Source organism: Amycolatopsis sp. ATCC 39116 (genome assembly GCF_000231075.2).
Lineage (GTDB): Bacteria > Actinomycetota > Actinomycetes > Mycobacteriales > Pseudonocardiaceae > Amycolatopsis_E > Amycolatopsis_E tucumanensis.
Window position 1 is genome coordinate 26,781 of the sequence record NZ_AFWY03000050.1, and the last position, 15,993, is coordinate 42,773.

General features: G+C 71.4%; 10 protein-coding genes. 7 read left to right on the forward strand and 3 right to left on the reverse strand.

Going from position 1 to position 15,993, the window contains the following annotated elements; genetic code table 11:
* Window positions 1-67: 67 nt before the first annotated feature.
* From serA to AMY39116_RS0333510, 5 genes are all read left to right on the forward strand, one after another.
* Window positions 68-1,666: a phosphoglycerate dehydrogenase gene (gene serA / locus AMY39116_RS0333490; protein ID WP_020421962.1), complete on the forward strand. Its 1,599-nt coding sequence runs from the start codon at window positions 68-70 to the stop codon at window positions 1,664-1,666.
* A 109-nt stretch (window positions 1,667-1,775) separates the two neighbouring features.
* A complete protein-coding gene (locus tag AMY39116_RS0333495; RefSeq protein ID WP_020421963.1) occupies window positions 1,776-5,084 on the forward strand; it encodes a S8 family serine peptidase in 3,309 nt (1,102 codons plus the stop codon).
* 166 nt (window positions 5,085-5,250) lie between these two features.
* Complete coding sequence (locus AMY39116_RS0333500; RefSeq protein WP_020421964.1) at window positions 5,251-6,294, forward strand: 3-isopropylmalate dehydrogenase; 1,044 nt, start codon at window positions 5,251-5,253, stop codon at window positions 6,292-6,294.
* A gap of 233 nt (window positions 6,295-6,527) precedes the next feature.
* Window positions 6,528-8,129 (forward strand): citramalate synthase, encoded by a 1,602-nt coding sequence (gene cimA, locus AMY39116_RS0333505; RefSeq protein WP_020421965.1) that lies wholly within the window; start codon window positions 6,528-6,530, stop codon window positions 8,127-8,129.
* A 316-nt stretch (window positions 8,130-8,445) separates the two neighbouring features.
* Window positions 8,446-10,386 (forward strand): AMP-binding protein, encoded by a 1,941-nt coding sequence (locus AMY39116_RS0333510; RefSeq protein WP_039791903.1) that lies wholly within the window; start codon window positions 8,446-8,448, stop codon window positions 10,384-10,386.
* Between the two features lie 153 nt (window positions 10,387-10,539).
* Here AMY39116_RS0333510 and AMY39116_RS0333515 read toward each other — a convergent pair whose 3' ends face one another.
* Entirely contained in the window at window positions 10,540-10,740 is a 201-nt protein-coding gene (locus tag AMY39116_RS0333515; RefSeq protein WP_020421967.1) for a hypothetical protein, read from the reverse strand.
* Window positions 10,734-11,750 (reverse strand): Rieske 2Fe-2S domain-containing protein, encoded by a 1,017-nt coding sequence (locus AMY39116_RS44060; RefSeq protein ID WP_020421968.1) that lies wholly within the window; start codon window positions 11,748-11,750, stop codon window positions 10,734-10,736. Before AMY39116_RS44060 ends, AMY39116_RS0333515 begins: the two co-directional genes overlap by 7 nt.
* 118 nt (window positions 11,751-11,868) lie before the next feature.
* Between AMY39116_RS44060 and AMY39116_RS0333525 the strand changes: the two genes are divergently transcribed.
* Window positions 11,869-12,627 carry a fumarylacetoacetate hydrolase family protein gene (locus AMY39116_RS0333525; protein WP_027936448.1) on the forward strand — a complete coding sequence of 253 codons (759 nt, stop codon included), beginning with the start codon at window positions 11,869-11,871 and terminating at the stop codon, window positions 12,625-12,627.
* A gap of 503 nt (window positions 12,628-13,130) precedes the next feature.
* On the opposite strand, the gene AMY39116_RS0333530 is transcribed toward AMY39116_RS0333525, so the two are convergent.
* Window positions 13,131-14,363 carry an FAD-dependent oxidoreductase gene (locus tag AMY39116_RS0333530; RefSeq protein ID WP_027936449.1) on the reverse strand — a complete coding sequence of 411 codons (1,233 nt, stop codon included), beginning with the start codon at window positions 14,361-14,363 and terminating at the stop codon, window positions 13,131-13,133.
* Between the two features lie 90 nt (window positions 14,364-14,453).
* Here AMY39116_RS0333530 and gltX point away from each other — a divergent pair, with 90 nt between their 5' ends.
* Window positions 14,454-15,935 (forward strand): glutamate--tRNA ligase, encoded by a 1,482-nt coding sequence (gltX, locus tag AMY39116_RS0333535; protein WP_027936450.1) that lies wholly within the window; start codon window positions 14,454-14,456, stop codon window positions 15,933-15,935.
* Window positions 15,936-15,993: the final 58 nt, after the last annotated feature.

Here is a 15,993-nt window from a genome sequence, read left to right on the forward strand (position 1 = left end):
CCGGTGAGCAGCGCGACTAGACTCGCGGGCGTCGTTTGAGCCCAGCCGCGTCAACGGGAGCCCCATCGTGACCAACCCCAGCAAGCCGGTCGTCCTCATCGCCGAAAAGCTCGCCCCGTCCACGCTGGCCGTGTTCGGCGACGAGGTCGAGGTCCGGCACGTGGACGGCACCGACCGCCCCGCTCTGCTGGAGGCCGTGAAGTCCGCCGACGCGCTGCTGGTCCGCTCCGCCACCAAGGTGGACGCCGAGGTGCTGGCCGCCACCACGCGCCTGAAGGTCGTCGCCCGCGCCGGTGTCGGCCTGGACAACGTCGAGGTGCCCGCCGCCACCGCGCGCGGTGTGCTCGTGGTGAACGCCCCGACCTCGAACATCGTCTCGGCCGCCGAGCACGCCGTCGCGCTGCTGCTTGCCGTGGCCCGCCGCGTGCCCGCCGCCGACCAGAGCCTGCAGGGTGGCGCCTGGAAGCGCAGCCAGTTCACCGGTGTCGAGCTGAACGGCAAGACCGTCGGTGTCGTCGGCTTCGGCAAGATCGGGCAGCTGTTCGCGCAGCGCCTCGCCGCGTTCGACACCAAGATCGTCGCCTACGACCCGTACGTCCCGGCCGCCCGCGCCGCCCAGCTCGGCGTCGAGATGCTCAGCCTCGACGAGCTGCTCGCGCGCGCCGACATGATCTCGATCCACCTGCCGAAGACCCCGGAGACCAAGGGCCTGATCGACGCCGAGGCGCTGAAGAAGACCAAGCCGGGCGTGATCATCGTCAACGCCGCGCGCGGTGGCCTTGTCGACGAGGACGCGCTGGCCGAGGCCATCCGCAACGGCCACGTCGGCGGCGCCGGCATCGACGTGTTCGTCACCGAGCCGACCACCGAGAGCCCGCTGTTCGGCCTTCCCAACGTCGTCGTCACCCCGCACCTGGGCGCCTCGACCGCCGAGGCGCAGGACCGCGCGGGCACCGACGTCGCCCGGTCGGTGCTGCTCGCCCTGCGCGGCGACTTCGTGCCGGACGCGGTGAACGTCGCCAGCGGTGGCGTGGTGGGCGAGGAGGTCCGCCCGTACCTGCCGCTGACCCAGAAGCTGGGCACCGTGCTGGCCGCGCTGAGCCAGAAGGCGCCGTCGGCGGTCACCGTCGAGGTGCGCGGCGAGCTGTCGTCGGAGGACGTCAGCGTGCTGTCGCTGGCCGCCCTGCGGGGCGTGTTCGCCGGCGTGGTCGAGGACCAGGTCACGTTCGTCAACGCGCCGCGCCTCGCCGAGGAGTTCGGTGTGCGCACCGAGATCGTCACCGAGCCGGAGAGCCCGAACTGGCGCAGCCTGGTCACCGTGCGCGCGGTGCACGACGACGGCACCACGCTGTCGGTGTCGGGTTCGGTCACCGGCAACAACCAGGTGGAGAAGCTGGTGGAGGTCAACGGCCGCCACTTCGACCTGCGCGCCGAGGGCCACATGCTGCTCCTGGAGTACCCGGACCGCCCGGGCATCATGGGCCGCGTCGGCACCCTGCTGGGTGAGGCCTCGGTCAACATCGAGGCGGCGCAGATCAGCCAGACCACCGACCGGTCGGACGCGGTGATGATCCTGCGCGTCGACCGCGAGGTGGACTCCCACCTGCTGGAGCCGATCGCCGCGACCGTGGGCGCGCGCACCATCCGCGCCGTCACGTTCGCATAACGCGCACTACCTCCCAAAGTCGGATTACTCCGATGCGCTCTAGGCGCATCGCGGGAGCACCGGCTAAGTTCGCACCCTCGCCTTGATCGGAGTGAGGGTGCGAACAAGCATGAGAAACACGACCCGGCGGTCGCTCGCCGCCGTCTTCGCCGCCGCGCTCGCCGCGACCGGTTTCGCGTCGGGCAGCGCGGCGGCCCAGGACGAGCCGCTGGCGGCGGGCAAGCCCGTGGCCAAGGTGTCCGCGGACGGCCTGCAGGGCAAGCTGTCCCCACGGCTGGCCTCGGCCAAGGGCCGGACGACCGCCTTCATCGAGCTGACCCAGCAGCCCGCGGTGGACGCGTTCAACGCCGAGCGCGGCGCGGGCAAGGACCGCGCCAGGCAGGCGGCGAACAACGCGCGCGCCGGCGTCGCCGGGGTGGTGAACTCCGTGCTGGGCCAGCTGCGTTCGCTCGACGCGGGCACCGAGGTGCTCTACTCGACCGCGAACGCCGTGTCCGGTGTCGTGGTGACCGCCGACGCCGCGAAGATCCGCGAGCTGGCCGCCCGCCCGGACGTCGCGTCGATCCGTACCGTCGTGCCGAAGACGCGCAGCAACTCGAGCGCCGCTCAGCTGACCAACACGCTCAACGCGTGGCAGCAGACCGGCCGCCTCGGCGACGGCATCAAGGTCGGGGTCATCGACGACGGCATCGACTACACCCACGCCGACTTCGGCGGCCCCGGCACGAAGGAGGCCTACGACTCGGTCGACCGGGACGCGCCGACGCCGCTGTTCCCCAACGCCAAGGTGGTCGGCGGCACCGACCTGGTCGGCGACGAGTACGACGCCGGCACCGAGGGCGCCGACACCCCCAAGCCGGACCCCAACCCGATCGCCTGCGGCGAGCACGGCACGCACGTCGCAGGCACGGTCGGCGGCTACGGCGTCAACGCCGACGGCAGCACCTTCACCGGTGACTACTCGAAGCTGACCACCGAGTCGCTGAACGCCATGAAGATCGGCCCTGGCATGGCGCCCAAGGCCTCCCTGTACGCGATCAAGGTGTTCGGCTGCGAGGGCTCCACCGACGTCACGTCGCAGGCGCTGGACTGGGCGCTGGACCCCAACGGCGACGGTGACTTCGACGACCGCCTCGACATCGTCAACCTGTCGCTGGGCAGCGACTTCGGCGCGCCCGACGACCCGGACTCGCTGTTCGTGCGCAAGCTGGCCGCGAACAACGTCCTGTCCGTCATCGCCGAGGGCAACGGCGGCGACCTCTACGACGTCGGCGGCTCGCCGGGCAACACGCCCGAGGCGCTGACCGTGGCGTCCAGCCGGGACGTCTCCGTCCTGCGTGACGCGGCGGACGTGACCGCCCCGGCCGGTGTGGCCGGCCCGAAGGGCGGCCAGTACAGCCAGAACTACACCGGCTACGACACCCTCGACCGCACCGCGGCGGTGGCGAAGCTGTCCTCGGCGAACGCCGACGGCTGCGCGCCCTACTCCGACGCCGACAAGGCCGCGGTCGCGGGCAAGTACGCGTGGCTGGAGTGGGACGACAACGACGCCACCCGCGCCTGCGGTTCGGCCGCGCGGGCCAACAACGCGCAGGCCGCCGGCGCCGCCGGTGTGCTGCTGTCGTCGAGCCTGGAGCACTTCGCCGCTGGCATCGCGGGCAACTCGGCCATCCCGATGTTCCAGTTCACGGCGTCGGCGACCAGCCAGATCCGCCCGGCGCTGGACGCGGGCACGCTGACCGTCCGCCTGTACGGGGCAGGCCGGGCGAGCCTGCAGACCTACGACCCGGCGATCGTGGACACCCCGAGCTCGTTCACCTCGCGCGGCGTGCGCGGCCCGGCCGTCAAGCCGGACGTGTCCGCGCCCGGTGACACGATCTCGTCGGCCCTGCGCGGCAGCGGCAACAACCGCACCGTCCTGTCCGGCACGTCGATGGCGACGCCGCTGACCGCCGGTGTCACCGCGCTGCTGCGCCAGGCGCACCCCGACTGGTCCGTCGAGGAGATCAAGGCCCTGGTGATGAACACCGCCGGGCACGACATCGTCGCCGGCGGCAAGACCTACGCGCCGCAGCGCGTCGGCGCCGGGCGGCTGGACACCCAGGCCGCGCTGAACGACCAGGTGCTGGCCTACTCGCGGGACGACCGGGGCGCGGTCAGCGTCACCTTCGGCACCGTCGAGGTGGACCGGCCGACCACGCTCACCAAGACCATCCAGGTGGTCAACAAGGGCGACAGCTGGGCGCGCTACGCCGTGGCCTACGAGGGCATCACCAACCTGCCCGGCGTGCAGTACCAGCTGTCGGACCGCTCGGTGACGGTGCCGCCGCGCGGCACCGCGTCGGTCCGCGTCACGCTGCGGATCACCGATCCCACGGCGCTGCGCAAGGTCATCGACCCGACGGTCGCGACCGAGCAGGCCGGGATGGCCCGCCAGTTCGTCGCCGACGCCTCCGGCCGGGTCGTGCTCACCCCGCCGCCCGGCGGCAACAGCCCGGCGCTGCGCGTGCCGGTCTACGCGGCGCCGAAGCCGGTGTCGTCGATCGACACCCCGAAGTCGCTGAACTTCACGGCCGACACCGCGCGCTTCACGCTCACCGGCCGCGGCGTCGACCAGGGCACCGGGAGCCAGCGCTACGAGTCGCTGATCAGCGTGCTGGAGCTGCAGGGCGAGTCCCCGCGGCTGCCCGAGTGCCGCGGCAGGCTGACCGACGGCTGCACCATCAACGAGACGGCCAAGGCCGGTGACCTGCAGTACGTCGGCGCGGCGTCCACCATCGCGCAGGCGCGGCAGGCCGGCCACGCCGACCAGGCGCTGCTCGCCTTCGGGATCTCGACCTGGGGCAACTGGGCGAACCTGGGCAGCAACACGATCCCGTTCGTCGACATCGACACCACCGGCGACGGCGTGCCCGACTTCGAGTCCTACGTCACGAAGGCGAGCGGCACCGACGTCTGGCTGGTCAACACCGTGGACCTGAACGCCGAGGGCTTCCCCACCGTGGACGTCCAGGCGGTCAACGGCCAGCTCGGTGACGTGGACACCAACGTGTTCGACACCAACGTCGTGCTGCTGCCGGTCAGCATCACGGCGCTGGGCATCGACCCGGCCGCGGCCTCCCACAAGATCAGCTACACCGTCGGCACCACCGGGTACTACGTGGCGCCCAGCAGCGAGAACGGGCTCATCGACGCCATCGGCACGCCGATGACGTTCGACGCGCTCGCGCCGGCCTACTCGGTCGCCGGGGCCAACGGCTCCGCGCTGATGTACTCGGCCAAGCCCGGCACGGCGCTCGACGTCACGCGCAACCCGGCGTCGGCCGACACGGTCCTCGGGCTGCTCGCGCTGAAGCACCACAACGGCAACGGCAACCGGGTGAGCGTGATCCGGGTGAACGGGGGTAGCAGGCCCTGACGACCGGGGCCGCTCCACCATCCGGGTGTCTCACTTCTCGGGAGATTCCGTCATAAGGGTGGTGCCGCTTCGGCTCGTTGGCGACAGCCGGTAACCTGCCGTCGCTGGAGTATGTGGGCAAACGGGTGCGAACGAGCCCCGTGGCCCTGATCGACGGAGGTGTCTGATGCGGCTGGCGGTGATCCCAGGTGATGGGATCGGACCCGAAGTGATCACCGAGGCCCTGAAGGTACTCGGCGAGGTCGCTCCCACAGTGGAGTACACGAACTACGACCTCGGCGCGGCCCGCTGGCACGCCACCGGCGAGCTGCTCCCCGAGTCGGTCCTCGGCGAGCTCCGGCAGCACGACGCCATCCTGCTGGGCGCGGTCGGCGACCCGACCGTGCCCAGCGGGATCCTGGAGCGGGGCCTGCTGCTCCGCCTGCGGTTCGAGCTGGACCACCACGTGAACCTGCGCCCGGCCAAGCTGTACCCGGGCGTGCGCGGCCCGCTGGCCGACAGCAACGCCGAGATCGACATGGTGGTCGTGCGCGAGGGCACCGAGGGCCCGTACGCCGGCAACGGCGGCCTGCTGCGCAAGGACACCGAGCACGAGATCGCCACGGAGGTCAGCGTCAACACCGCGTTCGGCATCCGCCGCGTGGTGTCCGACGCGTTCAAGCGGGCCGAGGAGCGGCCGCGCAAGCACCTCACGCTGGTGCACAAGACCAACGTGCTGCTGCACGCCGGTTCGCTGTGGTCGCGGATCGTCGAGGAGGTGTCGCTCGAGCACCCGGAGGTCACGGTCTCCTACTCGCACGTCGACGCCGCGACGATCCACATGGTCACCGACCCCGGCCGCTTCGACGTGATCGTCACCGACAACCTGTTCGGCGACATCATCACCGACCTGGCGGCCGCCGTGACCGGTGGCATCGGCCTCGCGGCCAGCGGCAACCTGGACATCACGCGCCGCAACCCGAGCATGTTCGAGCCGGTGCACGGCAGCGCGCCGGACATCGCCGGGCAGGGCATCGCCGACCCGACCGCCGCGGTGCTTTCGGTGTCGCTGCTGCTGGACCACCTCGGCCAGCGCGAGGCGGCGCGCCGCATCGAGGCGTCCGTCGCCTTCGACCTGGCGACCCGCGACCAGGCCAACCCGGGCACCACCCAGGCGATCGGCGACCGCCTGGCGGCCCTGGTCTCGTCGAACACGCGACCGGTCGCCTGATCGTTTCCCGCGCCGTGGAGGCCATCCCCGCACCGGGGGTGGCCTCCGCCGCATTTTTGCCCTTTCGCGCACCGGTGTGGCATGATGCGGGCATGGCTTCCTCTTTCGCCGTGATCATTATCGGCAGGCGCGCCGGGTAGTGTCCGCATCGGACACCTGGCGCGCAGACCTCTCGCATCCGCGGGAGGTTTTTTTGTTGCCCGAGAAGCCTTCCACCACGCAAGGAGACGACCGTGACCCGCACGGAGCCAGCCGGACTGCCGCTCGGTGACGACTTCCACCTGTACGACACGACTTTGCGGGACGGCGCCCAGCGCGAGGGCATCTCCTACTCGGTGGCGGACAAGCTCGCCGTCGCGCGCCTGCTGGACGAGCTGGGTGTGGGCTTCATCGAGGGCGGCTGGCCGGGCGCGCTGCCGAAGGACACCGAGTTCTTCGCCCGCGCCGCGGACGGGGAGCTGATCCTCAAGCACGCGGCGCTCGTTGCGTTCGGGTCGACGCGCAAGGCGGGCGCGAAGGCGGCGGAGGACGCCCAGGTGCGGGCGCTGCTCGACTCGCGGGCGCCGGTGGTGACGCTGGTCGCGAAGTCCGACCGCCGCCACATCGAGCGCGCGCTGCGCGTCGACGTCGACGAGGCCTGCGCGATGGTCGCCGACACCGTGTCGTTCCTGGTCGGCGAGGGCCGCCGCGTGTTCCTCGACGCCGAGCACTTCTTCGACGGCTACGCCTTCGACCCGGACACCGCGCTGCGCGTGCTGGAAGCCGGGTTCACCGCGGGCGCCGACGTCGTCGTGCTGTGCGACACCAACGGCGGCCAGCTGCCGCTCGGGATCGCCGAAACCGTGCGGGAAGTCGCCGCCCGCACCGGTTTCCGGCTCGGCATCCACTGCCAGGACGACACTTCCTGCGCCGTCGCCAACAGCATCGCGGCGGTGCAGGCCGGCGCGACGCACGTGCAGTGCACCGCGAACGGGTACGGGGAGCGGGCCGGCAACGCCGACCTGTTCGCCGTGACGGGAAACCTCGTGGCCAAGCTCGGCATGGACGTGCTCCCCACCGGGGGCGCCGCCGAGCTGACCCGCGTCTCCCATGCCCTTGCCGAAATCGCGAACATCGCACCCGACACCCACCAGGCCTACGTCGGGTCGTCGGCCTTCGCCCACAAGGCGGGGCTGCACGCGAGCGCGATCAAGGTGGATCCGTTGCTGTACAACCACATCGATCCATCTTCCGTCGGCAACGACATGCGGGTCCTGGTCACCGAGATGGCCGGCAGGGCCAGCCTGGAGCTCAAGGGACGTGAGCTCGGGGTGGACCTTGCCGGCCGGCCTGAGGCGGTCACCAGCGTGGTGGCGAAGGTGAAGGAGCTGGAGGCCGAGGGCTGGTCGTTCGAGGCCGCCGACGCGTCGCTGGAACTGCTGCTGCGCAAGGAGGTCGACGGCCCGGCCGAGCCGCCGTTCACGCTGGAGTCCTACCGCGTGGTGCTGGACCACCGCGGTGACGGGGAGGTGATCTCCGAGGCGACGGTGAAGGTGCACGTCGCGGGGGAGCGGGTGATCGCGACCGCGGAGGGCAACGGCCCGGTGCACGCGCTGGACGCGGCGCTGCGGAAGGCGCTGTCCCCGGCGCTGTCCTGGTTGGACAGTGTCGAGCTGTCGGACTACAAGGTGCGGATCCTGCCGAGCCACCCGGGCACCGACGCGGTGACGCGGGTGCTGCTGAAGTCCAGCGACGGCGACCAGGAGTGGACCACGGTCGGCGTGCACGGCAGCATCGTCGAGGCGAGCTGGCTCGCCCTGTGCGACGCCCTGGTGCACAAGAGCATGCGCGGCTAGGACTCTGTTTCGGGATGCTTGCGGGCCGGTGCGGGTGGCGGCCCCTCCCGCCAGCCCGCCACCGCCCTCAACGGTCAGGCTTCGCGTGACGGTCTCGTTCAAGGCGGCCCCTGGCTGTGGGATCGCCTCCTCATGACCTCCCACCCGCCAGCCCACCGCCACCCTCAACGGACACGCTGCGCGCGGCTCTGCGCGTTCGAACCCGCGGCGGTGCCGGTTGACGGCCCACCGCAAGCGGCTCCACCGCTTCCCAGGGCCCCGGCGGCGGGACTCGCCTCCCTGCAACTGCCGTCCCTGAGCGGCCAGGGTGGGTGCGGTGGAGCCATGGCGGGCAATCCTCGACGGCCTCCCGGACAACGCCCGGGTCGTGCTGCGCTGCCCCACCGGCGACGCGTTCGCCGAGCTGCTGCTGGCCTGCGCCGACCGCAGGCTGGTGGCGGTTCCGCTGCGTGCCCGCGTGCCGGACACCGAGGTGGCCAGGGTCGCCGCGGCGGTCGGGGCCTCCGCGCTCGTGGACGGGCCGCCCCGCGCGTCGCGGGTGAGCCTGCTCGACGGCGAGCCCGATCATCCGGACGCCGCCGGCTTGGCGTTCCTCGTGCACACCCCGGGCGCCGGCCGGTGCGTCATGCTCGGCCGCGACGAGGTGGCCGGCAACGCGGCGCGGACCGCGGCCCTGCACGGCTTCTCGCCGGTCCGCCCGCACGCCACCGCGCTGCCGCTGCACCACGTCACCGCGCTGGTCATGTCGCTGGTCGGCACCCGGCTCACCGACGCGCCCCTCGTGCTGACCGAGAAGTTCGACCCCGTCACGTTCTTCGCGGCGGTCGAGGCGAAGGGCGCGCAGACCGCGTCGCTCGTGCCGGCGCAGCTGCGCGAGGTGGTCCGCGCCGGTGTCCACTGGCCGGACTGCCTGGAGTACGTGATCACCTCCGGCGCGCCGCTGTCGCGGGAACTGGCCGCGGACTTCGCCGCCCGGTACGGGCCGCGGTTGCGGCAGGCCTACGGGCTCACCGAGGCGGTCAACCTCAGCACCACCATGCCGCTGCTCGACGCCGCCGGGTTCCGCGAACAGTACGTGCGGCACCAGGGTCCGGTCGGGGTGCCGTTGCCGGGCACGGAGCTGCGCCTGGAGGACGGGGAGGTGTGGCTCCGTGCGCCGGAGCTGATGCGCGGGTACTGGGGTGCCCCGGAGGTGGACCCGGTGACGCCGGACGGCTGGCTGCGCACCGGGGACCGCGGCGAGCTGCGTGACGGTTTCCTGGTGCTGCACGGGCGTTCCGCGGAACTGATCGAGCGCGGCGGGCAGCGGCTGCACCCGGCCGACGTCGAGGGGGAGTGGCGCGAGGCCGGGCTGTCCGGGGAGTTCGCCGCGGTGGCGGTGCCGGAACCCGCGCTGGGACACGAAGTCGCGCTCGTCGGTGCGGTGCACGGGTTGCGGGAGGTGTGCCGGACCGCGCGGGTGCGGCCCGCGGTGTTCTCGTCCTCCGGGTTCCTGGCCGCGGAGAACGGGCAGCCGCTGCGCGAGGCGATGGCGCGCGGGCTCACCGTGCGGCGGGAGAGCGCGTTGCGGTACGAGGAACTGCTCGACCACGCCTGCCGTGCGGCGCGGGCGATCCTGGCCTCGCCGGTGCGCCCGGAGTGCGCGCGGGCACGCCACGTGTACCGCGAGGCCCTGGCGCTGACCGCGGCGCATTCCCCGCCGCGGCAGGCGCTTCCGGGCACCCGCACCGCCGCGCACGACGCGCTCGACGCCCTCGTCGCGGCCTGGCCGGATCTCGCGGAGGGCGCGCCGTTCGAGGAGTGGCGCCGCGTGCCGGGCGACTGGCCGATGTCCGTGTACGCCGAGTACGCGGCGGAGGTGGTGATCGCGTCGGGGCGCACGCGTGGCCGGGTTCTGGACGCGGGACCGGACGATCTGGACAGTGGGCCGGGCCCGGAGATGTTCGACACCATCGTGGCCACGAACACCGTGCACCGCGCCGCCGACAAGGAGATGTCGCTGCGCCGCCTGCGCGACATGCTCACCGACGGCGGACGGCTGGTCCTGGCCGAGGGCACGAGCCCGACCGCCGGGGCGACGCCGTGGGCGCTGGACCTGCTCTTCGCCGCCGTCGACGGCTGGTGGGACCGCGGTGGACTCCGCAGCCGCTGGGAGTGGCTGCACTTGCTGCACGAGGCCGGGTTCCGCGAACCGGGGTACGCCGCACTGCACGCCGGGCACCACGACCTCGGCGGGGTCGTCTGGGCGACCAAGTAGGAAGGGGACGCAAGTTCCGGACCCGTCACGCCGGTCCACAGCGGACACGCCGAACCAGGCGTGCACCCGCGTCCCTGTGAACGGGGACGCCTTGGTGAGCAACGCACTGACGTCATCCTGGCCGTGGGGCTCACCGCCCCACGCGTGCGCCGGTCAGAACGCCGGTTCGTCGGCGCCTGCCGGGACGGGGATCTCCAGCTCGACGTAGAACGCGTCGTCCGCGACCTGTTCCAGCACGCTCACCGCGGTGCGGCAGAGCGGGCACCGGGATCTCCGCCAGGAGCCGGTGAAGATCCAGCGGCGGCAGCCTTCGCAGTAGCCCCAGCGCGGGGTTTCGTCGTGGCGCCTCAGCATCGCGTCACTCCGGTGCGCAGCCGGGCGAGCTCGGCGTGGTCGGGTTCGTCTTCGAGCCGTTCCAGGTGCTCGAAGACCCGGCGCAGCAGGACGACCGCGCCGTCGGTCTTCACGGGCACGTCCTCGTGGCCCCGCTCGGGGTGGGCGAGCATGGACTGCTGCGCCTCGATCGCCCACCGGTATTCGGGGATCATCGCGGCGATCCCGTCCGCGACCCGGTCGGCCAGCTCCCGCGACCGGCAGCTCGCGGTCCACCACCACCGCAGCCGCCCCGGCGCGACCGGCGTGTGCAGGTGGTGCAGGACGTACCCCTTCTCCCGCTCGCCGCCCAGCCCGCCCGGCCCGACGCGCAGCTCGATCCGCGTCAGGCCGGGGTTGAGCACGTGGTGGGTGTGCTCGCGGTCGACGACGTCGTAGCCGAACCACTCCCGCATCACGTCGGGCAGCTGCTGGTCCCGGGCGCGGCGCACCGTCTTCACGGTCTCGACGCCGCCGATGGTGCGGCGTTCCAGGCGCACCGCGATCCGGGTGCCGCCGGACAGCCTCCGCACGTGCAGCGGGTACGAGCGCCGGATGTCGAGCAGGTTCTCCACCAGCAGGCGGCTGCTCGCGGCGACCTCCACCGGCTCGGACCGGACCGTCACCCAGCCCGGGATCTCGGGGGTGTCCGGCACGGCGACGCGTTCGGCGCGGTGGGGTGCGCCCGGCCACACCCAGACGAGTCCGTCCTTTTCGGTCACCGGACGACGGGGGAGCACGGTGGACGGTGCGGATCCGGGGGAGCACGGGCCCGGCTGGTCGTAGCAGACTCCGTGGTTGGCGCACCGCAGCTCGCCGCCGGAGCGGAGCAGCGGGAACCGCTTGTGCCGGCACCGCCCGTCGTAGGCGACGACCTCACCGTCGAGGGTCCGCCACAGCACGAGGGGCAGCCCGGCGACGACGGGTGCGTGCAGGCGGCCGCGCACGAAGTCGGGCGAGAACCCGGCGACGTACCAGGCGTTGGTGATCACCGAGCCTCCACGTTTCGGTCATCGAAATGAAGGTGCCGTTTAATGAGACGCCTGTGGGATAGCCCGTGTCAATGACCACCCGTGTGCCCGGGGGAGGGCGGCTGGTTAGGGTGGGTGGGTGCGTCTAGCTCGAGTTGCTCATGCCGGTGGGGTCGCCTTCGCTTCCGTCGACGGCGACGAGCTCCTGGAAATCGCCGACCACCCGTTCGGACAGCCGAATTACACGGGCAAGCGGTTCTCGCTCGCCGACGTGCGGCTGCTCGCGCCGATCCTCCCGTCGAAGGTGATCGCGATCGGCCGGAACTACGCGGAGCACGCGGCCGAGTTCGGCAACGAGGTGCCGGAGTCGCCGATGATGTTCCTCAAGCCGTCGACCAGCGTGATCGGCCCGAACGCCGCCATCAAACTGCCGGCCGCGTCGCAGCGGGTGGACTTCGAAGGCGAGCTCGCGGTGGTCATCGGCCAGCCGATCCGCAACGTGAAGGCCGCGCAGGCCCCGGCGGCGATCCTCGGTTACACGGTCGCCAACGACGTCAGCGCGAGGGACCTCCAGAAGGCCGACGGCCAGTGGGGCCGAGCGAAGGGCTTCGACACGTTCTGCCCGCTCGGACCGTGGATCGAGACCGCCGTGGACGCCTCCGACCTGGCGATCCGCACCGAGGTCGACGGCGAGCTCAAGCAGGACTCGCGGACGTCGCTGCTGATCCACAAGATCCCCGAGCTGGTCGAGTTCGTGTCCGGCGTGATGACGCTCCTGCCCGGCGACGTCATCCTCACCGGCACGCCCGCCGGAGTCGGCCAGATCACCGACGGCCAGACGGTGTCCATCACGATCGAGGGCATCGGCACCCTGACCAACCCCGTGCAGAACGCCTAGCACCGAACCAAAACCCGAGCTGGGTGGTCATCCCGTCGCCTGACACGTGACGATCACCTTGAGCCAGGGCCGCAACATCCGCTGCCAACCGGCGGCCGACCATGCCAACCTTGCGGCCCTGGCTCAAGGTGATATGCACAAACCGGAAGGCGACGGGATGACCACCCGGCGACCACCTCACCAAGGTGGGACGAGGCACCCAACCGCTGGTCATCCCAGAGCCTGCCCGTCCGGCGAGGACTCTTTTGATCTTTAAAGCCGCGCGCTAGGCAGACGAAGAGCCCGCCCTGCGGGCGGAAAGCGCCTCACGGCGCCGGAAGGTCACCTTCCGACCACCCCCGCCCCCGATGCCTGATTGTGTTTCAGTCGCCGAGCAGCCGTGTCAAGGCGGGAAAGCGTGCCTTGACACGGCTGGTCGGCGACTAAAGATCGGCTGTGGATCGGGGGCGGGGGAGGTCTGGTTGGGGTAGTCGCTTGCTTTTCGTTGCCGGCTTGCGTTTTTTTTATTTGTTTTCGGTGTTGTTGTTTCGCTGTGCCCATTTTGGTGCGTGTTCGGGTAGTAGGCCGACCCCGATCACGTATGCCGGGATTCGGCGTGCGGCCGGCACCGCGTTCATCAGCGTCACCAGTGGTTTCGGCGGTCCGTTTCGCCGTCCCTCGATCACGGGCCGGATCACCACCCGGTGCATCAACCGCTGGATGGCCTGCACCACCAGCGTCGGCAGCAGCCTGCGCCGCCGGATTCGTGCCAGGTCCCTCGCCGCCACTCCGCGCCGCAATGGGGCGGCCAGCAACCTGGCCGTCGCGACGGCGTCCTGCACCGCCAGGTTGATCCCCACGCCCCCGATCGGCGACATCGCGTGAGCCGCGTCCCCGATGCACAGCACTCCCTCGCGGTGCCAGCGCGGTAGCAGGTTGAGCCGCACGTCCAAGTGCTTCACGTCGTCCATCGACGCGATCGCGTCCACCCGGTCGGCCAGCTGGGGCACCACCGCCCGGATCCGGTCGCGGAACGCCTCCACCCCCTCCGCGCGCAACCGGCCGTCCAAGCCCTTCGCCGCGAGGTACGCGATCTGGAAGTACTCCTCCCGCGGAATGACCACCCCGAAGTGCCCGTCGCGCATTTCCGGCACCAGGTGCGCCCGTTCGTTCCCCTCCCGGGGCAGCCGGAACCACCACGTGTCGATCGGCACGGGGAACTCCCGCGGCCGCAGCCCGGCCTCCCGCCGCACCACCGACCACCGCCCGTCGCAGCCCACCGTCAGGTCCGCCCGGATCTCATCCGTCGTCCCGTCCGCCGTCCGGTATCGGACGCCCGCCACCCGGCCGGCCTCCCGGACCAGCGACGTCACCTCGGTGTTCATCCGCAGGTGGAACGACGGCTCGGCACGACCCGCGTCGGCCAGCAGGTCCAGCAGATCCCACTGCGGGACCATCGCCACGTACGGGTGCGCGATTTTGAGCTTGCGGAAGTCGGCGATCGCGAGCGCGGGCGGTCCCGGCACCGACACCGTGTCCAGCCTGCTCTGCGGCAGCTTCGCGAACCGCTCGCCGAGGCCCAGCTCGTCCAGCAGCTGCAGCGTCGACGGATGCACCGTGTCGCCCCGGAAGTCCCGCAGGAAGTCCGCGTGCTTCTCCAGCACGGTCACCTCCACCCCGGCCCGCGCGAGCAGCAGTCCGAGGACCATCCCGGCCGGCCCGCCACCGACGACGACGCAGGTCGTGCGCTCAGCCATGGCCACCACTCCCTTAATTCATCTAGTGTTGAATAAGACCAGCATGGCGCTCTCCGAACGCCTGGTCAAGCGGGATAGGCTGAACGGGTTATGACTGAGACAGTCCGCGCCCGCTTCTGCCCGTCGCCCACCGGAACCCCGCACGTGGGGCTCATCCGCACGGCGTTGTTCAACTGGGCCTTCGCCCGGCACCACGGCGGCAGCCTGGTGTTCCGCATCGAGGACACCGACGCCGCCCGGGACAGCGAGGAGTCCTACCAGCAACTGCTGGAGGCGCTGCGCTGGCTCGGTCTCGACTGGGACGAGGGCCCCGACGCCGGCGGCGAGTACGGCCCGTACCGGCAGAGCGAGCGGCGCGACATCTACGCCGACATCGCGCGCCGCCTGCTGGATGCAGGCGAGCTGTACGAGGCGTTCTCCACCAACGAGGAGGTCGCCGAGCGCCGCAAGGCCAAGGGGCAGGACCCGCAGCTCGGCTACGACAACTTCGACCGCGACCTCACCGAGGAGCAGCGCGCGGCCTACCGCGCCGAAGGCCGCGCCCCGGTGCTGCGGCTGCGCATGCCGGACGAGGACCTCGCCTGGAACGACCTGGTGCGCGGGGACATCAGCTTCCCCGCGGGCTCGATCCCGGACCCGGTCCTGGTGCGCGCCAACGGCGACCCGCTCTACACGCTGACCAACCCGGTCGACGACGCGCTGATGCGGATCACGCACGTCCTGCGCGGTGAGGACCTGCTCCCGTCGACGCCGCGCCAGATCGCGCTCTACCGGGCGCTGGAGCGGATCGGCGTCGCGGAGTTCACACCGCGGTTCGGCCACCTGCCATATGTGATGGGCGAGGGCAACCGCAAACTGTCCAAACGGGACCCGCAGTCCAACCTGTTCAACTACCGCGACCGCGGGTTCATCCGCGAGGGCCTGCTGAACTACCTGGCCCTGCTCGGCTGGTCCATCGCCGACGACCGGGACACGTTCACCGTCGACGAGCTGGTCCAGGCGTTCGAGATCTCCAAGGTGAGCGCCAACCCGGCCCGCTTCGACGTCAAGAAGGCCGAGGCGATCAACGGCGTGCACGTCCGCGCCCTCGACGCCGAGGACTTCGTGCAGCGGGTCGTGCCCTACCTCCAGGCGGCCGGGCTGCTGCCCGCCGAGCCGTCCGAAGAGCAGCTGGCCAAGTGGCGCACCATCGCGCCACTCGTCCAGGAGCGGGTGACCGTGCTCGGTGACGCGGCGCCGCTCGTGCGGTTCCTGTTCGTGCCCGAGGAGGAGTTCGCGCCCGAGGAGGACGCGGCCGCCAAGAACCTCAAGCCGGACGCCGAACCCGTGCTGCGCGCGTCGATCGAGGCGCTGGAGGCGCTGCCGTCGTGGGAGACCGCGGCGATCGAGCAGGCGCTCAAGGACGCCCTGGTCGAGGGCCTCGGCCTCAAGCCGCGCAAGGCTTTCGCCCCGGTTCGCGTCGCCATCACCGGTCGCACGGTGTCGCCGCCGCTGTACGAATCGATGGAGCTGCTCGGCCGGGAAGTTTCACTCGGACGTCTGCGTAACGCTCTGCCCGGCAACGCAGAGTAGAAGCAGTCGCGGTCGAAACGACGCACTGAATCACCTTGTCGGCCGAACCGCTCAGCGT

Coding starts and splice junctions, on each gene's coding strand:
- AMY39116_RS0333495 (WP_020421963.1), top strand. CDS start 1,776: ATGAGAAACACGACCCGGCGGTCGCTCGCCGCCGTCTTCGCCGCCGCG.
- AMY39116_RS0333500 (WP_020421964.1), top strand. CDS start 5,251: ATGCGGCTGGCGGTGATCCCAGGTGATGGGATCGGACCCGAAGTGATC.
- AMY39116_RS0333515 (WP_020421967.1), bottom strand. CDS start 10,740: ATGCTGAGGCGCCACGACGAAACCCCGCGCTGGGGCTACTGCGAAGGC.
- AMY39116_RS0333530 (WP_027936449.1), bottom strand. CDS start 14,363: ATGGCTGAGCGCACGACCTGCGTCGTCGTCGGTGGCGGGCCGGCCGGG.
- gltX (WP_027936450.1), top strand. CDS start 14,454: ATGACTGAGACAGTCCGCGCCCGCTTCTGCCCGTCGCCCACCGGAACC.